This window comes from Pseudoalteromonas sp. JB197, from assembly GCF_002332205.1.
Taxonomy (GTDB): domain Bacteria; phylum Pseudomonadota; class Gammaproteobacteria; order Enterobacterales; family Alteromonadaceae; genus Pseudoalteromonas; species Pseudoalteromonas nigrifaciens.
Window position 1 is genome coordinate 1059488 of record NZ_NRGZ01000001.1, and the last position, 19580, is coordinate 1079067.

The window sequence follows — 19580 nt, forward strand, 5'->3', positions numbered from 1 at the left end:
TAACCTCAATAATTTCTAATACTTGTAAATGCGTTTTGTAATTTGTTAGGGCACTTTTTACCCGGAGACTGTTCCACTCCAGAATTAAGGTCTAGCCCTAAGGCGCCTTGAAAAAGTGCCTCTTTAATGTTCTCAGGATTTAAGCCTCCAGCAAGCATAAAGGGGGTGGTGGCATCACGTAGCACCGACCAATCAAATGTTTTACCTGTACCGCCAGCTTGGGTGTTGCTGTAGGTGTCGTACAAAATGCGATCAACACCATGTACTGGAGTCGGCAATGCATCTTTTATTGCCTGTGCTTTCCAAATTTCGCAGTCGCTAGGTAGTTGTGTACGCAAGGTGGTAATGTAATCGTCACTTTCTTGACCGTGTAATTGCACAGCCGCCAATTTTAACACACTTGCGTACTGGGCTACTTGCTCTATAGGCGCATCTACAAATACCCCAACAAAGTTAAGCGGTGCACTTTGGCTAAGCTCTATGGCGCAGTCTAAGTCGACATAACGAGGCGACTTAGGATGAAAAATTAACCCACCATATACGGCGCCACTTTCATACGCTGCAAGCGCATCTTGGCTGCGCGTTAAGCCACATACTTTGTTATCGCCTAATATAACTCTTTTGCAGGCTTGTTCTAAATCGCGTTCGCTCATAAGTGAGCTGCCAATTAAAAAGCCATCGCAAAGTGGCGCTAATCGTTTTACGTCTTGGTGGGTGTAAATACCCGACTCCGAAATAACGACTTTATTAGCCGGAATAAGTTTACGTAGCTTTTCGGTGGTGGCTAAATCTGTACTTAAATCGCGTAAGTCTCGGTTGTTAATGCCAATTATTTTAGCATCAAGGGCAAGCGCACGGTGTACTTCTGCTTCGTTACTTACCTCAGTTAGCACCGACATATTTAACGAGTCAGCAACGCTATGCAATGCTTTATAGCTTTCATCGTCAAGTACTGAGAGCATTAATAATATAGCGTCGCCGCCATAAATACGCGCCATATATACTTGATACTCGTCTATAAAAAAATCTTTGCAAATAATAGGCTGCTCTACTTGGCTACGTACAAACTCTAAGTAATCAAAGCTGCCTTGAAAATACTTGGTGTCGGTTAGCACGCTCATACAGCTGGCATACTTTTTATAAACCGAGGTTATTTCAGTTAAATTAAAAGGTTCTCTAATAAGCCCTTTAGACGGCGATGCTTTTTTACATTCTAAAATAAACTGAATGCCAGGGGCTGCAAGTGCTTTATAAAAGCTGCGAGTTGTTGGCACCGCAAGGTGCTTAAAGCTATCTAGTGGGCGAGCGGCTTTGCGCTCAATTAGTTCTAATTTTTTATCAGCAACAATTTTGTCTAATACATTAGCCATAACTTACCTCAATAATTGCATTTAGTGTGTTCATGGCTTGCCCTGAACTTAATAACGTGTGTACTTTTTGTGCGCCGTCTTTTAGCGATTGCGCTTTACCACTTAGGTATAACAGTGCGGCCACATTAACAATAATAGCGGCATTATGCGCTTCATCACCCTTACCTTGCAAAATAGCAAGAGAGACATTAGCGTTGTATTGTGGGCCTTCACCGGTTAGTTGTTCAAGTGAATAGTTTGCAAGGTCAAAGTCACTTGGGTTAAGCGTATACTCGCTAATGTTGCCATTATTTAACTCAACCACAGTAGTTGGGCCGTGCAGAGCAATTTCGTCGGTGCCAGAGCCATGTACTATCATTGCGCGCTTGGTGCCTAGGGTTCTTAATGTTTGTGCCATAGGTAAGCATAAATTGGGGTTGTATACCCCGAGTAACTGTACTTCAGGCGCAGCTGGATTTACTAAAGGCCCTAAAATATTAAAAATAGTGCGTGTTTTAAGGGCAGTACGTACTCCCATTGCGTGGCGCACGCCTGGGTGGTACTGAGGTGCAAACAAAAAAGTAAAGCCTGTTTGTTCTAAACAATTTGCCGCTTGTGCTGGCGTCATTTCAATATTGATGCCCAATGCTTTGAGTAAATCGGCAGAGCCTGAGTTACTTGAGACACTGCGATTACCGTGTTTTACCATATTAATACCTGCCGCGGCTGCAACAATAGCAGCGGTAGTGCTAATATTAATTGTATTAGAGCCATCGCCACCGGTGCCGCAGCAATCAGCAAGTTGGTTACGGGTAGTATTAAAGGCAAGCGCATTTTCTCGCATAGACGCCGCAGCGCCAGCTATTTCATCGCTGATTTCGCCTTTTGATTTTAACGCTATAAGCAGTGCGCTAAGCTCAATATCACTCATGTTACCTTGCATTATTTCATCAAACAGCGCTTTAGATTGCGTGTAGCTTAATGATTGGTTGCTTATCAGTTGCTCAATTGCAGTTTGAATGCTCGCATTGTGCATATTAGCACTGAGAACATTAATGTTTTGCTTGGTTTGTATACTCATTATGTTCTCCTTTATTGGCTAGCGGTTAAGTAGGCAATGCTTTGCTGTAATAGCTGCGCGCCGTTTGGGGTTAAAATAGACTCAGGATGAAACTGATACCCTAAAACATTGTCATCATGATGATAAATAGCCATAGGAATATCTTGGTATTGGGCAATTACTGCAATATTATCGGGCACTTTAGTGGCCATTAAAGAGTGATAACGCGCTACGGGCATAGTGCTGCCCATACCGTTAAATACTGGGTGTTCACCTAAATCAATTATTGACGATTTGCCGTGTACGGTTTCCCCAGCATGGCCAATTACGCCGCCATAACTTTGGGTTAAAGCTTGCTGGCCTAAACAAATACCCAGCATAGGGAAGTGACCTTTGGTAAGCGCTATTAAATCCATTAAGCAGCCTGCATTACTTGGTGTGCCAGGGCCTGGGGAAAGTACTAATAGCACTTGGCCTTGCTCTTGGCGCATTTTATTAAAAATAACCTCAGCGCTAATATTGTTTCTGTAAACAACCAGTTCACAGCCAAGCATAGTTAGCTCGTCAACTAAGTTATAGGTAAACGAGTCAAAGTTATCTAAAAAGTAAATTTTAATTGGGTGTTGTTGGCTCATGTTAACCCGCCTCGAAAGTAGATTTAATAGCGGTAATAACCGCTTGTGCTTTAGCACGGGTTTCGTTTGCTTCTGACTGCGGATCTGAGTCAAATACCACTCCGGCTCCGGCTTGCACGTAAGCAATATTATTTTTTACAAAAGCTGAGCGAATAACAATGCAGGTATCCATAGCGCCATCGCCGGTTAAATAACCTACAGCGCCACCGTAGCTACCACGGCGTTTACCTTCGGTTTGGCGCACAAGTTCTGCAGCGCGTACTTTTGGTGCACCAACTAAGGTTCCCATGTTCATACATGCTTGGTATGCGTGTAGTGCATCAAGATCTGGCTTTAGCGTGCCGACCACGCGCGACACTAAATGCATTACTTGAGAGTAGCGGTCTACTTTTAATAGCTCTTTTGCAAAGCGAGTACCGGCTACGCTAATACGGGCAACATCGTTACGGGCTAAATCAACTAGCATTAAATGCTCAGCGCGCTCTTTTTGATCGTTTCTAAGTTCAAGCTCGATACGGCTGTCTAGGTCTAGATTTATTTGACCATTAGCAAATTTGCCACGTGCTCGAGTTCCTGCAATTGGATACACTTCGACCTGTTTTGATGCCACAGTATATTTAAGTGCTGACTCGGGTGATGCACCAAATAAAGCAAAGTCTTCGTCGCGCATATAAAACATATACGGGCTGGGGTTTTGCTGTTTAAGTTTGCTATAAGCATGAAGAGGGTCGGGGCAAGGCAGCGAGAAAGTACGCGAAGGCACAACCTGAAATATATCGCCATCTACAATGTTCTTTTTCAGCTTAACTACTTGTTCGCAGTAAGTCTCGTCGCTTATATCAATAGCAACATTGCATTCGCCGCTTTGCATTTTGGCGCTAAATGGTGCAGCACTATCGCATAAGGCATTTAAGCGCTCTAGCTCTTTGCCTACTTCAAAACAGTTTGCATGTACGTCGGGGCCATTAAATACATTACCAATAAGTTCTGTGGTTTGTTTTTGATGATCAATAACAACGAGTGTTTCGGCTAAATAAAATACGTAATCTGGGCAGGTGTTTTCGCCGTCTGGTACATCACTTAACTGCTCAAAATTGGCCACCATGTCGTAGGCAAATACACCGCCTAAAAATACCGAAAAAGGATTGTTAGTAGTGCTTTTAATACTGTTAATACAGGTGCGCAGTGCACTGAATGCATTATCGGCAACCAACTTACTCGCTTCGTCAATATCATTGTTTGAGTTTAAGTACGCAAGCGTTAATCTTGTATCGTTTAGCGTGGCTTTACAGCTTTTTACATTAGCATGTAAGTAGCTTAGTAACTGTTGCCCATTATTTGATTGCGCTGTAATAGTTACAGTTTTACCCTGACATACAATACGCAGTGCACAATCAACTAAAATTAAACTTTTAACACTGTCTTTAGACTCAATTTCGGCCGACTCAAGCAGTAGCGAATTTGGCTTATCAAGTGCGCTATATAGTGCAAGCGGGCTACTAATATAGTCGCGTACTTGCGTAATACTGGTTACTTCGCCTGGTGTTGTAGTTATGTGACTAAAAATCAAACCTCATTCCCTCAAAAAAATAAAACCCCGCAATGCTGAGCAATGCGGGGTTTAAATAACGATATCTAAATTACAAACAGATCATTACCGTCCCGCTAAATTAAGCGCCACCAACGATGTGTAAGAGTAAGATTGTTATTCATGTTTTTTAGCCTCTAATGCTTTTTATTTTTTCCAGTCGTTACTGGTTAAAAAGATACGTTTAAATAATAATTATAAAATTTAGTGATAAAAAAACCCGCACAGTTGCGGGTTTTGAATATTTGTTAGACACGACAATTCATCACCCGGAAATTACGAGTGCCACCACCAAATAGTGTTTAAAGTAGAATTGTTCATTATTGTTAATGCTTATAGTGTCTTTAAGTGCGTACAGTAAAACGTATCATATGCTTTGATGTCAAGTGTTTATTTAAAAACAATTTAGTTAAAAAACTTGTTATACTAATTACCGATACTTTCCACACTTAATTTTAAGTAGTTTTCTTTTGATAAAATATGATTTACATAGCCATACAACACATTCCGATGGGCAGCTAAGCGTTGCAGAGCTATTGCATCGTGCTGTTGATAAAAATATAGATGTGTTTGCTATTACAGATCACGATACTGTGGCGGCCATAAAGCCTGCTCAGCATATTATTGATACCGAAAACCTACCATTATCGCTGATCACCGGAGTTGAAATATCAACCCGCTGGGAAAGCTTTGAAATTCATATTGTGGGGTTAAATATTGATACTGAAAATTCAGACCTAACGGCTTTATTGCTAGAGCAACAGCAAAAACGCGAAACTCGCGCGTTAGAAATAGGTACACGCCTAGCTAAAAATGGCTTTGATGATATTTACGAGCAAGCAAAAGAGCTTGCAAAAGATGCGCAAATTACTCGCGCGCATTTTGCTCGCGCTTTAATAGCACGCGGTGTTGCAAAAAACTTTCCCGGGGTATTTAAAAAATACTTAGGGCGCGGAAAAACCGGTTATGTACCAAGTAGTTGGTGCGATATGAAAACGGCTATTAAGGCGATTCATGCCGCTGGTGGAGTGGCGGTTTTAGCTCACCCTAGCAGTTATCAAATGTCTAATAAATGGCTACGCAAATTATTGGTTGAGTTTAAATCTGTTGGCGGAGACGCAATGGAAGTTGCTCAGCCTCAGCAAGCACCAAGTGATCGTCAATTTTTAGGCGAGTTGAGCCGTGAGTATGATTTGTTGTGTTCACAAGGGTCTGATTTTCATTTTCCGACAAGCTACTTAGAGCTTGGTAAAAATCTATACTTACCTAAGGATTGCCGCGGCGTTTGGCAAGCTTGGGAAAAGCAAGAAGGAGCAGCAACATGAGTCAATTATTTCATATTCATCCAGAGAATCCACAGTCAAGGTTAATTCAACAAGCTGCCGATATAATTAAGCAAGGCGGCGTTGTTGTTTACCCTACAGATTCGGGGTACGCCATAGGGTGTAATATTGGTAATAAACAAGCAAAAGAGCGTATTGAGCGTATTCGTGGCATAGAAAAACACCATAACTTTACCTTAGTGTGCCGCGATTTATCTGAGCTTTCTACGTATGCACGCGTAGATAATCAAACCTTTAGATTAATAAAAAACAATACTCCCGGGCCTTATACTTTTATTTTTAAAGGCACTAAAGAAGTACCAAAACGTTTATTAAACGACAAGAAAAAAACCATAGGTATACGCGTTATAGCGCATCCTATTGCGTGTGCATTGCTAGAGGAACTTGGCGAGCCACTCATGTCGTGTTCACTTATTTTGCCAGGTGAAGAATACACTGAGTCAGATCCAGATGAAATTATTGAGCGATTAGATAAACACGTAGATTTAATTATCCATGGTGGTTATTTAGCAGAGCAAGCAACCACAGTGGTTGATTTATCTGAAGATGAAGTGCAAATTTTGCGTGTTGGCTGTGGTGATACTAGTCCGTTTGAGTAAAAAATAGTGAACGAAGAAAACACCAAACCAATAAGCCCCCCCATTGAAAAGCCAGTGCAGCAAAAGCTGCCACTGGCTTTTTTACATGGTAAAGCCATGGTCGATAAACCGTCTGATTTATATATTCCGCCAGATGCGCTGGAAATTATTTTAGAAACGTTTGAAGGGCCGCTCGATTTATTGCTGTATTTAATAAAAAAACACAAGCTTGATGTTCTCGAATTGTCTATTTTTAGTATTACAGAGCAATACATGAGTTATGTTGAAATGATGACTGAGTTTCAACTCGAACTTGCGGGCGAGTATTTAGTGATGGCAGCCTTATTGGCGCAAATAAAATCTCGTTTACTGTTGCCCGTACACAAAGAGCTAGAAGAAGAGGAAGATCCACGTGCAGAGCTTATTAAACGTTTGCAAGAATACGAGCAATTTAAAAAAGCCGCCGAAAACTTAGACGAAATTCCGCGGGTGGGTCGTGATATTTTTGTAGCCCATGCTGCTATGCCGGTGGCTGAAAATATCACTGAGCAGCTTCCTGAAGTGCAACTTAAAGATTTACTTTTTGCCCTGAGCGATATAATGGCGCGCGCTAAAACACTAGAACATCACTTAATTAGCGCCGAAGTACTTTCTACCCGTGAACGCATGAGCCAAATATTGCAGCAGTTATCACATACTCAATCGGCTTTACCATTTAGTGCACTTTTTACTGTTAATGAAGGGCGAAGCGGTGCAGTGGTTAGCTTTATCGCTATACTTGAGCTGGTAAAAGAAGGGTTAATTACCTGCCTGCAAGTCACATCAGATAGCCTTATTTATGTGAGCCTCAGTAAAAAATCGACTCAATAGTTATTAATAAGCACTCAAAAACAACCTCTTTTAATAACGATTACAATTAACAATAGTTATTAAAAAGCTCCGCATGCAAGTCTTATAATTCTCTACTTATTACCTACTAGTTAATAAAATTGGCTGCGTAAACATACTTCTGTGCGTATATGCACGTAAAGTGTTTGTAAATGTTATTCCTATTTATGCTCTGGCGCGATATTGTAGGTGTAATAACATAAAGGAATAAAGACATGTTTAAAAACTCGCCTGCATCTTACGGGCTTATTGCGATTATTTTACATTGGCTAATGGCATTAACTATCTTTGGTTTATTTGGCCTTGGCTTGTACATGGTAGAACTTACCTACTACGATAGTTGGTATAAAGGCTCATTAGACTTGCATAAAAGCATAGGTTTGACTTTAGCTGCGGTGTTTTTGTTTAGAATTTTATGGCGCTCTTTTTCGACTCAACCTAAGCCACTGGGTACTAACAAAACAATGAACCAAATAGCGCACACTGCCCATATTATTATGTACATTATTTTGGCGGTTATTGTTGTAGCAGGCTATTTAATTTCTACCGCAGATGGGCGAGCTATCGAAGTGTTTACGTTATTCAATGTGCCAGCAATAAACTTTACATTTGACGGACAAGCCGATATTGCTGGGGAAGTGCATTATTACGCAGCCTGCACTTTAATTGGTTTTGCTGTACTGCATGCACTAGGTGCATTAAAACACCATTTTATAGATAAAGATAAAACATTAATTCGAATGATTAAACCAATTAACGCTAAAAATTAATAGCTAACCTGAACTCAGATTAGCTATTAATGTTAACGGGTATTTACCAATAAAAGGATGATTACAATGAAAAAACTACTATTAAGTACCGCGGTATCAGGCGCTATGCTGCTATCGGCAAGTGCTGTAAACGCTGCTGATTATGTGATTGATACACAAGGCGCACACGCGTTTGTAAATTTTAAAATAAAGCATTTAGGCTATAGTTGGTTACATGGTCGCTTTAATACCTTTGACGGTACATTTAGTTATGATGCAAAAACACCAAACGCATCACAGATCACGGTAAACATTGATACCACGAGTTTAGATTCTAACCATGCAGAGCGCGATAAGCACTTACGAGGTAAAGATTTTTTAAATGTTAGTAAATACCCAACGGCAATGTTTAAAAGTACCAGCGTAAAGTTTGATGACGACGATTCTGGTGAAGTGACGGGTGAGTTTACTTTGCATGGCGTTACTAAAACCATTACCTTTGAAATAGATAAAGTAGGCGAAGGTAAAGATCCATGGGGTGGTCATCGTGTAGGTTTTGAAGGCGAAACTAGCCTTAAGTTAGCTGACTATGGCATTGACTACAATTTAGGCCCAGCATCAACTCATGTTGATATTGGTTTATCTATTGAAGGTATTCGTCAGTAATATCTGAAGTAAGCACTTCGATAAAAACGCCACATTATGTGGCGTTTTTTGTTTCTGCTATGCGTGTTTTAAGCTTTATTTTTAAATGCGCAGGTAACCAGCGCATTAATATTTGCGTATAAGCTTGGGTTTGTTTAATTATTTTTAGTTGTTCATTTAACAAAGCAATGTGTTTGGCACCTTGCTGGTTTTTAGTGCAACCTATATAGCCATAACTTAACTCAGGTGACTCTAGGGCCTTATATGGACTCCCTATTAATGTCAAAAATAAAATTGAAATAAATTAGATGCTAGCTTATATACGGGCTCAAATTGAGGAGCTACCCCTGGCCTCAAATGTATTCGCACCTTCATGACTTTTCTGTTGAGCAGTTTTTCAAACTTCAGACCCTAACAGTCTATTGAAGGTCGGTCTTACCTATTTCAATCGATCTTTCTGACAAGTTTTTAAGCCACAAGTAATTGTGGCTGATAATCTTTGTTATGCTTTTGCATTGCAAAAGCCGTTCTGATTGTTTTATTTGCTAACGCTATTGCGGCTACTTTTTTGCCTCGACGTACACTTAATTCTTTTAACCATATATCTTTTTGGCTACGAACTTCTCTTTTTTCTAGTTGTGAAACAACAGCTAATGCGCCTTTATACAAAGCACTACGCAGCTTCTTATTTCCTATTACTTTAGATATCGAGCCTATCTTTTGTTTTCCCCCGCTACTATGCTGTACTGGTGTTAGACCAAAGCAGGCCGCTGCTTCTCGACCATTTTTAAAATGGGTTGTATTACCTAGTGCTATTTTAATCAGTATTGCACAGACCGGTCCCACGCCTTCTAATGCTTGCAAGCGTATACAGGTTTGATCTTCTTTAATTACTTCATGCAATTGCTTTTCAATCAGCTTCACCTCTTCGACCGCCTCAGTAAAACGCTGATAAACTCGGTTAATTGTGAAGCGAAAAGCGCCTGTTAGGCTGTTTTCAGCATCTTCTAATATCTCAGGTATCGCTTGGGTCAACTTCGTATCCCCTTGAGCAATTGGGTAACCAAACTCTAACAATAAAGCTCTTAGTTGATTACCTAAGCTGACTTTTTGTTTGACTAATAAATCACGCATACATTCAATGCCTTGTAAGCATTGCTCTTGCACTGAAAGTAAACGACTTCCTTTTATATGAGGCTGTCTCGCTGCAACTGAAATAGCCAGCGCATCATTTGCATCGGTTTTCTGCCCTTGACGAAACGCTTTTACCTGTCGCGCGTTGATCGCTTTGATCTGGTGCCCTGCCTGTTTAGCAAATTGCGCCCAATAATGCGTACCACCACATGATTCCATAGCAACTAAAGATTGCTGTTCTTTAATTAATAACTCTTTAAGCTTGGCTCTGCTTATTGTTTTGTTATAAATAACTTTGCCATTGCTTTGCGTTTTGCAAACTTGAAATAAATTTTTTGCTAAATCAATCGCTATCACATTACAATTCAACATGTATGGGCTCCTTAGTAAAAGTTTGAACACTTATTACGTTACTTCTGATGGAAGTGGGAGTCCATACATCTGTTGACCTTTCAGGATTAAAATTTGTTCTAACTAAGGACGATTTAATCGTGGCGCGAGGTTTGTAACCTAGTGGGCTAAGTAAAAGCCGAGCAACAAAGAGTTAATCGTCCCTAGGACGAACCTTCAGGCAGCGCGTGTTTGGTATTTATGCTGCGTTATCGCCTATTTATGGGGAATAACCACACTACATAGGCTCTGCCTTGCCTAAATACCAAACACACTGCTGCAAATTTAACCTCGAAAGATAAACAGGCCCTAGAAGGGGTCGCTGTGTTAGGTTTTTATCAAAATTCATAGATTTAGCTAAATAGTAGTGCTCGCTTGGGTAACCTAATAACAAATCAATGCGTTTTAAATTAAGCATATAAGTAAGGCTTGCTAAGCTATCTCGGGTAGGTCTAATAATTAAATTTATATCGGGTGTGGTATTAATAAGTGTGTCTATTTCGTTACCGTAAGAGCGGCTCATAGAAATACCTAAAGTTAACTTATCAGCCGTAATTAAAGAGGCTAACGACACCGCTTTATCAGCAGGTAGCTTAAGTGCTCTACTGAGCTTAATATGCATAGCTACTGCAGGAGAAAGGCCAGTAGTAGAGCTTTCATCAGTAAAGTAAATGCGCTCTTCTCTAAAACTATTTTTATACAGTGACAAAGCACACGTATTGGCTGAGGTATTGGAGAGTTCTTGGGTAACTCTGCCCGAAGGAATGAGTATTCTATTAAAAGTAATATTGGGGAGTTGTTTTTCGAGTAAAGAAATAATGCTTTCGTCGCGACCTTGGTGTTTGTTTTCTCCATTTAAAATGTAGTAGGGTGCAAAGTCATGCGTTAACCAGTTAATGGTATTAGCAATAACTGGTGAGCTGAATAAGCTAAGTATAAAAACAACTAAAAATGCGCGGAGCATTACAAAAATTACCTACTATTATTCTATTAACCTTAAGTGTAGCTAATAAAGTGATAAAAAGTAAAATGCCAGCAACAAGGCTGGCATTTAATTTTGATTATTGCGCTAATAAGTAGGCAAATTATAATCAGTGTAGGTTAGCTGGCTTTTAGCCATTTAACAAATTGACGCGCATCGCTTGCTTTTTGAAACAATGCATTTTTTAAACCTTGTGTATCACTAAAAATTACACGATGTTTGTTTACTGAAATTGACTGCACTGGATGTGCAATTTGGATCATAGACCCGTTATATTTATAAGACATAATAAAACTCACTTTATTCTTGTTATTTATTCTGCGCTATTTTTTATAGCTATATGCAGTTAATAAATTAACGATGTTGTGTTTAGCTTCATTACAGTGTTGACGATCTTTATGACACTTTTGCGATGATAATAAAATCATCTCGGTATTATTTAAGGGGTTCTCGCCGTACAATAACTTAGCTTTTGAATATACGTTTTGCGGGGCTTACTGGATCAGGGTAAATGGTTAACCGCGGTGGTTTATTTAAACCAGAGAGGGAAGGTAACCCAGTTGTATTTTATATGCAAGCTTTTTGTTATATTATTTATGACAGCCACTATCAATAACTTAAAAGGGAAATGATGCAATACCTAGTTATCAGCGATATTTACGGTAAAACACCTTGTTTACAGCAATTAGCTAAGCACTTTAATGCTGAAAACCAAATAGTTGATCCCTATAATGGAGTTCATCAAGCCCTTGAAAATGAAGAGGAATACTATAAGTTATTTATTAAACACTGTGGCCATGACGAATATGCAGCCAAGCTCGAAGAATATTTTAATAAATTAAGCAAACCCACTATTTGTATTGCATTTAGTGCCGGTGCTAGCGCTGCATGGCGGGCACAAGCGAGTACTACAACTACACATCTTAAAAAAGTGATTGCTTTTTATCCTACGCAAATACGTAATTATTTAAATATAGATGCTATTCATCCATGTGAATTCATTTTCCCTGGGTTTGAACCGCACTTTAATGTAGATGAATTAATAACTAATTTATCGGCCAAAAACAATGTGCGCTGTTTAAAAACACTATACCTGCATGGCTTTATGAATCAGCAGTCACAAAATTTTAGTGAATATGGTTACCAATATCTTTATAAAGTTATAAAAACAGCGAATAGCGAAGCGCACTAAAAATGCCCGGCTGCAAATAATAAGTGCGTATAAAAACCACTAAGATTACTTTTACAGTTTTAATTATTATAAGCTGCGCCAATTCAAAAACTCATTTATTAACAGCTATAAAATGGCAAGTTCTGACTATTCATTACTGTAATAGTCGCTATAAAAAGCAACTGCAGACACGCTTAATTTAACATGCTTTAATCGAGTGTAATGTACTTTTGATGGATGTTAGCTTTGCAGTATCAACATATTAATGTGCCCGAACAGGGGCAAAGCATAAAAATAGCAAAAAATGGCCAATGGCAAATTCCGTTGCAACCTATTATTGCTTACATTGATGGTGATGGAGTAGGCCAAGATGTGATGCCTGTAATGCGAAAAGTGGTTGATAGCGCGATAGCGCATTGTTACCAAGCAAAGCGAAAAATTCATTGGATGCAGGTATACAATGGTGAGCAAGCAGCCAAACTATATGATGGTGATTGGTTTCCACAAGAAACAATAAATGCAGTAAGAGAATGTAAAATAGCGATTAAGGGGCCATTAACGACTCCTTTAGGTGGTGGTTTTCGCTCGCTTAACGTTGCACTTAGACAAGAAATGGATTTATTTGTCAATATGCGCACTATAAAAGGCTTTAGTGCATTGCCATCGCCGTTAAAAAATCCTTATTTAACTAATATCACTGTGTTGCGCGATAGCAGTGAGGATGTTTACTCGGGTATAGAGTGGCAAGCTGGTAGTGTTGAAAGCGAAAAAGTACTCGATTTTTTATGCGAAGAAATGGGGGTTACGCGTTTAAGGTTTACCCAAGAATGCGGAATTGGCATTAAAAACATTTCTAAAGAAGGCTCAGAGCGCCTAGTACGTTACGCAATTAATTACGCGCTAAAAAATAACAGCGAATCGCTGACTTTAGTGCACAAAGGTAATGTGCTTAAATTTACTGATGGTGCATTTAAACGCTGGGGCTTTGCACTCGCTAAGCGTGAATACCAAGCCATTGATGATGAAAACGGCCGTTGGTTACATATTCCACGACAAGGGCAGCCACCACTTATAATTAAAGAAGTTATAGCCGATAACATGTTACAGCAGTGTTTAATGCACCCAGAGCAATTTGATGTAGTTGCAACGACTAATCAAAATGGTGACTTTTTAGCAGATATGCTTAGCGCACAAGTAGGTGGGGTAGGCATAATGCCGGCGGCTAATTTAAATAATGAGGTAGCATTTTTTGAACCCACGCACGGTACATTTGCGCGTATTGCTGGGCAAAATAAAGCGAATCCGAGCAGCAGCATTTTAAGTGCGGTATTAATGCTTAAGTTTATGCAGTGGCATGAGGCGGCTAATTTAATAGAAAATGCCTTAGAGCGCACGTTAGCGGCGGGAGAGGTTACGTTTGATTTGCTATCTGAGCCTCATAACTCGATGCCCTTAAGTTGTACAGATTTTGCACTTAGGGTCATCGAGCACTTTTAAACAACACCATTATTAGGCTGCAGATACGTTAACAAGGTTTACGCGATGCGTACATGCACGATTAGTTAACTGCGCAGCACGATGATAAATAGCATGTGCATCTTGGTCGGTATTAAATGTGCCGCTAAGCGTATCCATTAACGCAACTACAATAATGGCTGGAACTTGGCAGCAATGCTCATCCAGAACAGCTTCTGTTGTTTGCGAGTCTACATTGCAATAAGGGTGGTTATTATGCTGATAAGCATTAAGCAATGTTTGCACGTCTAAAACATCATCCGCATTATGTTTAGTTTTACGACAAGTACAGCCAAATTCATCTACTAAAGTGGCAAGTACCTGATAAATATCATCGCTTGGCATCGCCGCTAGTGGTGCTAACTGCTGCTCAATAAATTGATGAAAATGGCTATTAATAAACAATCCGTCTTGTTGGGTGAAGCTTGATGAAGTTTGCATAATTATTACTCTTAGTTAGTTGGCTTAATTTCACTCTAGCGCTAACTCTAGTATTAATAAAATTGTTGTTTTCAATAGCTGATATTGATTATATCAATACTGTTAAATTACGACGAATTTTAGTGTGTTTAGCAAGGCTACATTAAGCCTAATTAGCTTACAGTAGCCACAGTTGTTAATTTTACAAACTAGATACAGAGGCTTAACCACACTGGTATAAGTATCTATTATTAGTAAGTTAACAGATAACACTTAACAATAACCTTGTTACACAGGCAATGGTTTAACCACTAACTAACAATAAAGAGACTGCTATGAAAATTTTTGCTCCTGCTATTATTATCACCACATTAATGCTTTCGGCTTGTGGTAATGAGCCACAAGACAACAGCCACACCGACGTAAAAAACACGGCACAAACAGCGGTAATAGTGCATAACTATCAGTGTGAAAGTGGTAATACAATGGCGGTAACTTACCCCTCTACAGACACTGCAACAGTTGACTATTTAGGTACAGAATACGAAATGAAGATTGCTGTGTCGGCCAGTGGTGCGCGCTATATGAATGACAAGTACGAGTTTTGGACTAAAGCATCAGGTACTGGCTCTGAAGGCACGCTGTTTAGCCATATGCAAGATGGTAGCACGGGTGATGCAATTGAAACATGTACAGCGCTATAAGCCTTATTAATACGCATTAAAGCCTAAACTTAGGCGAATTTAACGAGTAATTTGCAACATCTACTGTGCAAGTTACTCGTTGTAAATTTTATATACCTTTGCACTAGTATTACTACCTGTCGGCAATTGTTTTTGCAAATTCCAGTAGTTCTCTGCGTAACCATTGGTGCGCCGATGCATGATGCAACAATGGGCTCCAGATCATTTTTACCTCAATAGGTACAATTTGAAAAGGTACTGGGCTGATAACCAAGTTAGTATGCGTAGTTAACAGCTTAGCTTGGCGACGTGGTAATGTAGCAATTAACTTATCTGACTGGCACAGTAAACTGGCAATCATATAGTGGCGTGTAAAAACGCGTATTTTTCGAGTTTGTTCTAATTGCCACAGTGCTTCGTCTACCCATCCTAACTTTTGCTTACCAGATTTATTAGTAACAGCGGGCTCAGGCCCCCAACCTGCACGATTTACCCAAATATGTTCGCTTTTTAAGTAATCTTCTAGGCTCGACTGTTGTAAAAATTGATTATTGGGGTGCGTTAAACAACAATAGTTATCGCGCCAAACCGTAGCTTGGTGAAACGAGCGTGGTAGACCATTAAAGCGGTTAATTGCTAAATCTATGGTGCCTTTTTCCATATCTTGCAGATTTACATCACTTGGGCTGAGTATATCAAAGTTTATTCCTGGGTTTTTACTCAACTGCTCAGTTATAAAAGGGGCGATTAACGTCGACTCTAAATAATCGTTTGCCATAATTCTAAACGTTACTTTGGCACTTGTCGGATCGAATAGCTCAGTGGGCTGAGTAATTTCTTCAGCCATTTTAAGTAATAACTCTATTTCGGGCTTTAGTGCCAGCGCTTTTGCTGTGGGCGCCATAGAGCCTGAAGCCCGCACCAAAAGCGGGTCGTCAAATAAGTCACGCAGCCGCTTTAACGCATTACTCATAGCAGGTTGGGTAAGTGCGAGTTTATTAGCCGCTTTAGAAACACTTTTTTCGTCTATTAGTACGTTTAGGTACACAAGCAAGTTGAGATCGACATTTCTTATATTCATTTAATCAATCTTATTTATTTACTGTATTAATTATCTAAATTAAAGCCTGCTTGCTAAGGTGTAAACAACTAAAAAATAATAGCCGTAATAAGCCTAGTAAATATGCCAGATACAATAACGAATAAACTGCAAAATAGTACAGTGCAAGATGTGATTGCGACTAAGTTAGCGCGCGCCGTTTTTGCTGGGTTTGAAGCTATGTTTGCCACCTTTTTAAATATAACCTTAGGCACACAAAGCCGCTTTGAACAGCGACAATATCACGAGGTACAAAGTGCTATGCGCGAGCGCTTACAAGTGTATGAGCGCCAAGTTAAAAGTGTAAGTGAAGCGGTAAAGGTTATTGCCTACGCGGAGTTAAGCTGTCCACAGACCTGGCAATTAGCTAAAAATATTTATGGCAACATGGTAAAAAATCATGAAAACGAGCCAATAGCGCATACTTTTTTTAATTCTACCTTTGGTGCTATTTGGGACGATAAAAAAATACGTACTGTGCATTTATTTGTATTAAAAGCTAAATATCGTACTCAACCTCGACCATACGACAGCTTAGTTAAACGTATTTCATTGCAGCATGGCTTTAATAGCGCAATAAAAACGCTGATCACTAATCAGGTTTTTAGAGTGCCATTTAGTAATTTAAACCAAGATGTTGCCACCCTGCAGGCTACTTTAACGCAAGGTGCTAAGCAACAATGTCGACAAGTTTATGAGTTAATAAACTTAAACGACGGCTATATAGAATATGCATATTCACATTTTTATAGAAACAAAGCCTGTTACTTAATAGGCCGATGCATTGCTAAAAATGGCGATAATATGCCCTTTGCTATTGCCATTTTAAATACCCCCAAGGGGCTTAAAATTGATGCGGTAATGATGGGCGCCGACCAACTAAGTTTACTATTTGGATTTGCGCGCACGTATTTTATGGTCGATACCGACCAACCAGCGCGTTATGTAGATTACTTAAGTGTACTTATGCCGCATAAACAGCGCTTTGAGCTATTTAATGCGATTGGCTTTATAAAACATGCCAAAACAGAGTTTTATCGTTATAAAGTAGATACCACTAAAAATAGCCCCGCGAGCTTTAAGTATGTGGCTGCGCCAGGTACACCGGGTATGGTAATGCTAGTGTTTACTATTGCTGGCTCAGACCATGTTTATAAAGTAATTAAAGATAAATTTAGCGCACCAAAAACCGCCACTAAAGCGCAAGTAAAAGAAAAATACAACTTTGTAAAACAAGCCGATAGAGTAGGGCGACTGGTAGATACGCATGAGTTTAGGTATTTAGCGTTTGATTTGAGCCGCTTTAGCGAGCAGTTGCTGCAACAAATGAAAGAGCACATTGGGTCCAGTTTAATTATTTCGGGCAAGGCGCTTATTTTAAAACATGTTTATGTTGAGCGAAAAATGACCCCGCTTAATTTATATATAAATGATTGCGACAGCAAAGCACTTGCACAAGTGATGCTAGATTACGGCAGAGCAATTAAAGACTTAGCCGGTGCTAATATTTTCCCTGGGGATATGCTGATGAAAAACTTTGGTGTTACGCGCTGGGGGCGGGTAGTATTTTATGATTATGACGAAATTTGCCCACTTACCGATTGCAACTTTAGAGAAGTGCCGCAAACGCAAAATGCGCTAGAAGAGCTAAGTTCAGACTCGTATTTTGATATAGAGCCAAATGATATTTTTCCGAGTCAATTTAAAGTGTTTTTTAGTGCTAATGAATTGGCATTTAATGCTTTTAATAGTCATCACAGCGATTTATTTAACGCCCAGTTTTGGCAAACGTGCCAACAACAGGTACAACAAGGCTATTTACCCGACGTGTATCCATATAAACAAAGTTGGCGCTTTAAATAAGGTGTTTTGATCCCCATATATAAATTACATTAATTTAGTTATGCAACGTTTAGTAATAGCGTTTAGTTATATAAAGCTTAGGAGTGGCAATGAAATACATTTCTCATGAAGATGGCATACTTGCATTTAGTGAAACCAATAAACCGGTTTTAAAGAGCCATGAAGTACTGGTAAAAGTAGCCGCCATTGGTGTAAATCGCGCCGATTGTATGCAACGCCAAGGTAAGTATCCGGCGCCAAAAGATGACAGCCAAATATTAGGATTAGAGTGCGCAGGCATCGTTTGCGATATTGGTGGTAAAGTTGATAAAATTTGGCTTAATAAACGCGTTTTTGCTTTATGTGCTGGTGGTGCTTACAGTGAATATGTTGCGGTTGATGCCAAACAGCTAATGGAGTTACCAGATGACGTGTCTATGAGAGAGGGCGCTGCAATAAGTGAAGTATATTTAACAGCATTTGGTGCTTTGTTTGAATTAGGTAAATTACAAGCTGGGCAAACGGCGTTAATTCATGCAGGTGCAAGCGGTGTGGGTGGTGCTGCAATTCAAATGGCTAAAAGCGCAGGGGCAACTGTGGTTATAACCGCAGGTTCAGATGAAAAATGTGCACATGCCAAAGCACTGGGCGCCGATCATGCTATAAACTATAAAACCACTGATTTTGTAGAATATATGAAGGCTAATAACCTAACGGCTAACACAATTGTAGATCCTGTTTCGGGTAGTTATTTAAACAAAAATGCGGCTGTTGCGGCTATGGATTGCCAAATTGTAATGCTGGCATTTTTAGATGGTCGTTTTGCTGAAGTTGATTTTGCCCGTTTACTGCAAAAACGTATCTCGTTTCATGCATCAACACTTAGAAACCGTAGTATAGAGTTTAAACGCGCATTAAGAGATGATTTTGTAGCGCGTTTTTATAGCGATATTGCAAGTAAAAGCTACGATTTTAATTTATATAAAGTGCTACCTTGGAGCCAAGCAAGCGAGGCTCATGCTATTTTAGAGCGCAATGAAAACGCCGGTAAAGTAGTGTTAAGTGTAGAATAAACCAGTAGTGTAATGTATAGGCATTGTTTATATCTCTGGTAGTCAATATAATTTAGTTATAACACACATAATAAGGTTAATAATGAATCCAATTATCGCCACTTTAAAAGAGCATAATGTTAGCGACGAGCAAATAGCCGAGCTATTTGAAGCATTAACGCAAAACCCAATGATGGCAATGGCCATGGTGCAACAACTTGGTATACCACCTGAAAAACTACAGCAACTAATGGCAGTAGTGATGACTCAACCGCACTTAATTAAAGAAGCGACAGACGAGTTAGGTTTAGACTTTTCGAAAGTACAAGCCGCAAAAGATAAGTTAAATCAGTAATCCCTCCGCACTTTTAACCAAGGTATAACCTTATACCTTGGTACTTTAGCTCACCTTAAACATGTTTTGTTACATTAGCAATTGAACTGCTATTGATTTTTA

Annotated in this window: 20 protein-coding genes and 1 pseudogene; 11 read left to right on the top strand and 10 right to left on the bottom strand. The window is 39.5% G+C overall.

Going from position 1 to position 19580, the window contains the following annotated elements; all coding sequences use genetic code 11:
* Positions 1-5: 5 nt before the first annotated feature.
* The 4 genes from trpCF to CIK86_RS05100 are packed head-to-tail and all read right to left on the bottom strand — an operon-like array spanning position 6 to position 4614.
* Positions 6-1370 (bottom strand): bifunctional indole-3-glycerol-phosphate synthase TrpC/phosphoribosylanthranilate isomerase TrpF, encoded by a 1365-nt coding sequence (gene trpCF, locus CIK86_RS05085; RefSeq protein ID WP_086995555.1) that lies wholly within the window; start codon positions 1368-1370, stop codon positions 6-8.
* Positions 1363-2430 (bottom strand): anthranilate phosphoribosyltransferase, encoded by a 1068-nt coding sequence (trpD, locus tag CIK86_RS05090; RefSeq protein ID WP_086995552.1) that lies wholly within the window; start codon positions 2428-2430, stop codon positions 1363-1365. Before trpD ends, trpCF begins: the two co-directional genes overlap by 8 nt.
* Before the next feature lie 11 nt (positions 2431-2441).
* Entirely contained in the window at positions 2442-3044 is a 603-nt protein-coding gene (locus CIK86_RS05095; protein WP_041454404.1) for an aminodeoxychorismate/anthranilate synthase component II, read from the bottom strand.
* A 1-nt stretch (position 3045) separates the two neighbouring features.
* Positions 3046-4614, bottom strand: coding sequence for an anthranilate synthase component 1 (locus CIK86_RS05100; protein ID WP_086995549.1), 1569 nt, complete (start codon positions 4612-4614; stop codon positions 3046-3048).
* A 488-nt stretch (positions 4615-5102) separates the two neighbouring features.
* Here CIK86_RS05100 and CIK86_RS05105 point away from each other — a divergent pair, with 488 nt between their 5' ends.
* The 5 genes from CIK86_RS05105 to CIK86_RS05125 all read left to right on the top strand — a co-directional run bounded on the left by CIK86_RS05105 (position 5103) and on the right by CIK86_RS05125 (position 8856).
* Positions 5103-5957, top strand: coding sequence for a PHP domain-containing protein (locus tag CIK86_RS05105; protein WP_011327976.1), 855 nt, complete (start codon positions 5103-5105; stop codon positions 5955-5957).
* Complete coding sequence (locus CIK86_RS05110) at positions 5954-6574, top strand: L-threonylcarbamoyladenylate synthase (RefSeq protein ID WP_011327977.1); 621 nt, start codon at positions 5954-5956, stop codon at positions 6572-6574. The genes CIK86_RS05105 and CIK86_RS05110 overlap by 4 nt, the downstream gene beginning before the upstream one ends.
* 96 nt (positions 6575-6670) lie before the next feature.
* Positions 6671-7423: a ScpA family protein gene (locus CIK86_RS05115; protein ID WP_089368950.1), complete on the top strand. Its 753-nt coding sequence runs from the start codon at positions 6671-6673 to the stop codon at positions 7421-7423.
* 233 nt (positions 7424-7656) lie between these two features.
* Positions 7657-8211 carry a cytochrome b gene (locus tag CIK86_RS05120; RefSeq protein WP_011327979.1) on the top strand — a complete coding sequence of 185 codons (555 nt, stop codon included), beginning with the start codon at positions 7657-7659 and terminating at the stop codon, positions 8209-8211.
* Positions 8212-8277: 66 nt separating this feature from the next.
* The gene (locus CIK86_RS05125; protein ID WP_086995546.1) at positions 8278-8856 is read left to right on the top strand and encodes a YceI family protein; all 579 of its coding nucleotides are present in this window, start codon (positions 8278-8280) and stop codon (positions 8854-8856) included.
* A 34-nt stretch (positions 8857-8890) separates the two neighbouring features.
* Here the strand turns inward: CIK86_RS05125 and CIK86_RS19345 are convergent.
* From CIK86_RS19345 to CIK86_RS19210, 4 genes and pseudogenes are all read right to left on the bottom strand, one after another.
* Positions 8891-9088 (bottom strand): annotated as a pseudogene (locus CIK86_RS19345) (hypothetical protein); the annotation flags it as partial.
* Between the two features lie 215 nt (positions 9089-9303).
* Complete coding sequence (locus tag CIK86_RS05135; protein ID WP_096317089.1) at positions 9304-10341, bottom strand: IS110 family transposase; 1038 nt, start codon at positions 10339-10341, stop codon at positions 9304-9306.
* Between the two features lie 256 nt (positions 10342-10597).
* On the bottom strand, positions 10598-11323 hold the full coding sequence (locus CIK86_RS05140; protein ID WP_254910730.1) for a hypothetical protein: 726 nt from the start codon (positions 11321-11323) through the stop codon (positions 10598-10600).
* A gap of 137 nt (positions 11324-11460) precedes the next feature.
* On the bottom strand, positions 11461-11628 hold the full coding sequence (locus tag CIK86_RS19210) for a hypothetical protein (protein WP_007375427.1): 168 nt from the start codon (positions 11626-11628) through the stop codon (positions 11461-11463).
* A 344-nt stretch (positions 11629-11972) separates the two neighbouring features.
* On the opposite strand from CIK86_RS19210, the gene CIK86_RS05145 reads away from it, so the two are divergent.
* Together CIK86_RS05145 and icd are read left to right on the top strand one after the other, a co-directional pair.
* Positions 11973-12533: a hypothetical protein gene (locus CIK86_RS05145; RefSeq protein ID WP_086995589.1), complete on the top strand. Its 561-nt coding sequence runs from the start codon at positions 11973-11975 to the stop codon at positions 12531-12533.
* A gap of 225 nt (positions 12534-12758) precedes the next feature.
* Positions 12759-14009, top strand: a complete 1251-nt coding sequence (gene icd, locus CIK86_RS05150) for an NADP-dependent isocitrate dehydrogenase (RefSeq protein WP_041454683.1) — start codon at positions 12759-12761, stop codon at positions 14007-14009.
* Between the two features lie 12 nt (positions 14010-14021).
* Here icd and CIK86_RS05155 read toward each other — a convergent pair whose 3' ends face one another.
* Complete coding sequence (locus CIK86_RS05155) at positions 14022-14468, bottom strand: hypothetical protein (RefSeq protein ID WP_086995586.1); 447 nt, start codon at positions 14466-14468, stop codon at positions 14022-14024.
* Positions 14469-14782: 314 nt separating this feature from the next.
* Between CIK86_RS05155 and CIK86_RS05160 the strand changes: the two genes are divergently transcribed.
* Complete coding sequence (locus tag CIK86_RS05160) at positions 14783-15151, top strand: MliC family protein (protein ID WP_011327986.1); 369 nt, start codon at positions 14783-14785, stop codon at positions 15149-15151.
* A 112-nt stretch (positions 15152-15263) separates the two neighbouring features.
* Here the strand turns inward: CIK86_RS05160 and CIK86_RS05165 are convergent, their stop codons facing one another.
* Positions 15264-16211, bottom strand: a complete 948-nt coding sequence (locus tag CIK86_RS05165) for a LysR family transcriptional regulator (protein ID WP_011327987.1) — start codon at positions 16209-16211, stop codon at positions 15264-15266.
* A 102-nt stretch (positions 16212-16313) separates the two neighbouring features.
* Here CIK86_RS05165 and aceK point away from each other — a divergent pair, with 102 nt between their 5' ends.
* The 3 genes from aceK (at position 16314) to CIK86_RS05180 (ending at position 19478) form a co-directional block, all read left to right on the top strand.
* Positions 16314-18092 (top strand): bifunctional isocitrate dehydrogenase kinase/phosphatase, encoded by a 1779-nt coding sequence (aceK, locus tag CIK86_RS05170; protein ID WP_086995583.1) that lies wholly within the window; start codon positions 16314-16316, stop codon positions 18090-18092.
* A gap of 89 nt (positions 18093-18181) precedes the next feature.
* Positions 18182-19144: a zinc-binding dehydrogenase gene (locus tag CIK86_RS05175; RefSeq protein WP_086995580.1), complete on the top strand. Its 963-nt coding sequence runs from the start codon at positions 18182-18184 to the stop codon at positions 19142-19144.
* Between the two features lie 82 nt (positions 19145-19226).
* The gene (locus CIK86_RS05180) at positions 19227-19478 is read left to right on the top strand and encodes a DUF2999 domain-containing protein (RefSeq protein WP_058373242.1); all 252 of its coding nucleotides are present in this window, start codon (positions 19227-19229) and stop codon (positions 19476-19478) included.
* The last annotated feature ends 102 nt before the right edge of the window (positions 19479-19580 follow it).

What these genes read in the sequence shown, in the direction of transcription:
- trpCF (WP_086995555.1), bottom strand. Translation starts at nt 1,370, where the DNA reads ATGGCTAATGTATTAGACAAAATTGTTGCTGATAAAAAATTAGAACTA.
- trpD (WP_086995552.1), bottom strand. Translation starts at nt 2,430, where the DNA reads ATGAGTATACAAACCAAGCAAAACATTAATGTTCTCAGTGCTAATATG.
- CIK86_RS05095 (WP_041454404.1), bottom strand. Translation starts at nt 3,044, where the DNA reads ATGAGCCAACAACACCCAATTAAAATTTACTTTTTAGATAACTTTGAC.
- CIK86_RS05110 (WP_011327977.1), top strand. Translation starts at nt 5,954, where the DNA reads ATGAGTCAATTATTTCATATTCATCCAGAGAATCCACAGTCAAGGTTA.
- CIK86_RS05115 (WP_089368950.1), top strand. Translation starts at nt 6,671, where the DNA reads ATGGTCGATAAACCGTCTGATTTATATATTCCGCCAGATGCGCTGGAA.
- CIK86_RS05120 (WP_011327979.1), top strand. Translation starts at nt 7,657, where the DNA reads ATGTTTAAAAACTCGCCTGCATCTTACGGGCTTATTGCGATTATTTTA.
- CIK86_RS05125 (WP_086995546.1), top strand. Translation starts at nt 8,278, where the DNA reads ATGAAAAAACTACTATTAAGTACCGCGGTATCAGGCGCTATGCTGCTA.
- CIK86_RS05135 (WP_096317089.1), bottom strand. Translation starts at nt 10,341, where the DNA reads ATGTTGAATTGTAATGTGATAGCGATTGATTTAGCAAAAAATTTATTT.
- CIK86_RS05140 (WP_254910730.1), bottom strand. Translation starts at nt 11,323, where the DNA reads ATGCTCCGCGCATTTTTAGTTGTTTTTATACTTAGCTTATTCAGCTCA.
- CIK86_RS19210 (WP_007375427.1), bottom strand. Translation starts at nt 11,628, where the DNA reads ATGTCTTATAAATATAACGGGTCTATGATCCAAATTGCACATCCAGTG.
- CIK86_RS05145 (WP_086995589.1), top strand. Translation starts at nt 11,973, where the DNA reads ATGCAATACCTAGTTATCAGCGATATTTACGGTAAAACACCTTGTTTA.
- CIK86_RS05155 (WP_086995586.1), bottom strand. Translation starts at nt 14,468, where the DNA reads ATGCAAACTTCATCAAGCTTCACCCAACAAGACGGATTGTTTATTAAT.
- CIK86_RS05160 (WP_011327986.1), top strand. Translation starts at nt 14,783, where the DNA reads ATGAAAATTTTTGCTCCTGCTATTATTATCACCACATTAATGCTTTCG.
- CIK86_RS05165 (WP_011327987.1), bottom strand. Translation starts at nt 16,211, where the DNA reads ATGAATATAAGAAATGTCGATCTCAACTTGCTTGTGTACCTAAACGTA.
- aceK (WP_086995583.1), top strand. Translation starts at nt 16,314, where the DNA reads ATGCCAGATACAATAACGAATAAACTGCAAAATAGTACAGTGCAAGAT.
- CIK86_RS05175 (WP_086995580.1), top strand. Translation starts at nt 18,182, where the DNA reads ATGAAATACATTTCTCATGAAGATGGCATACTTGCATTTAGTGAAACC.
- CIK86_RS05180 (WP_058373242.1), top strand. Translation starts at nt 19,227, where the DNA reads ATGAATCCAATTATCGCCACTTTAAAAGAGCATAATGTTAGCGACGAG.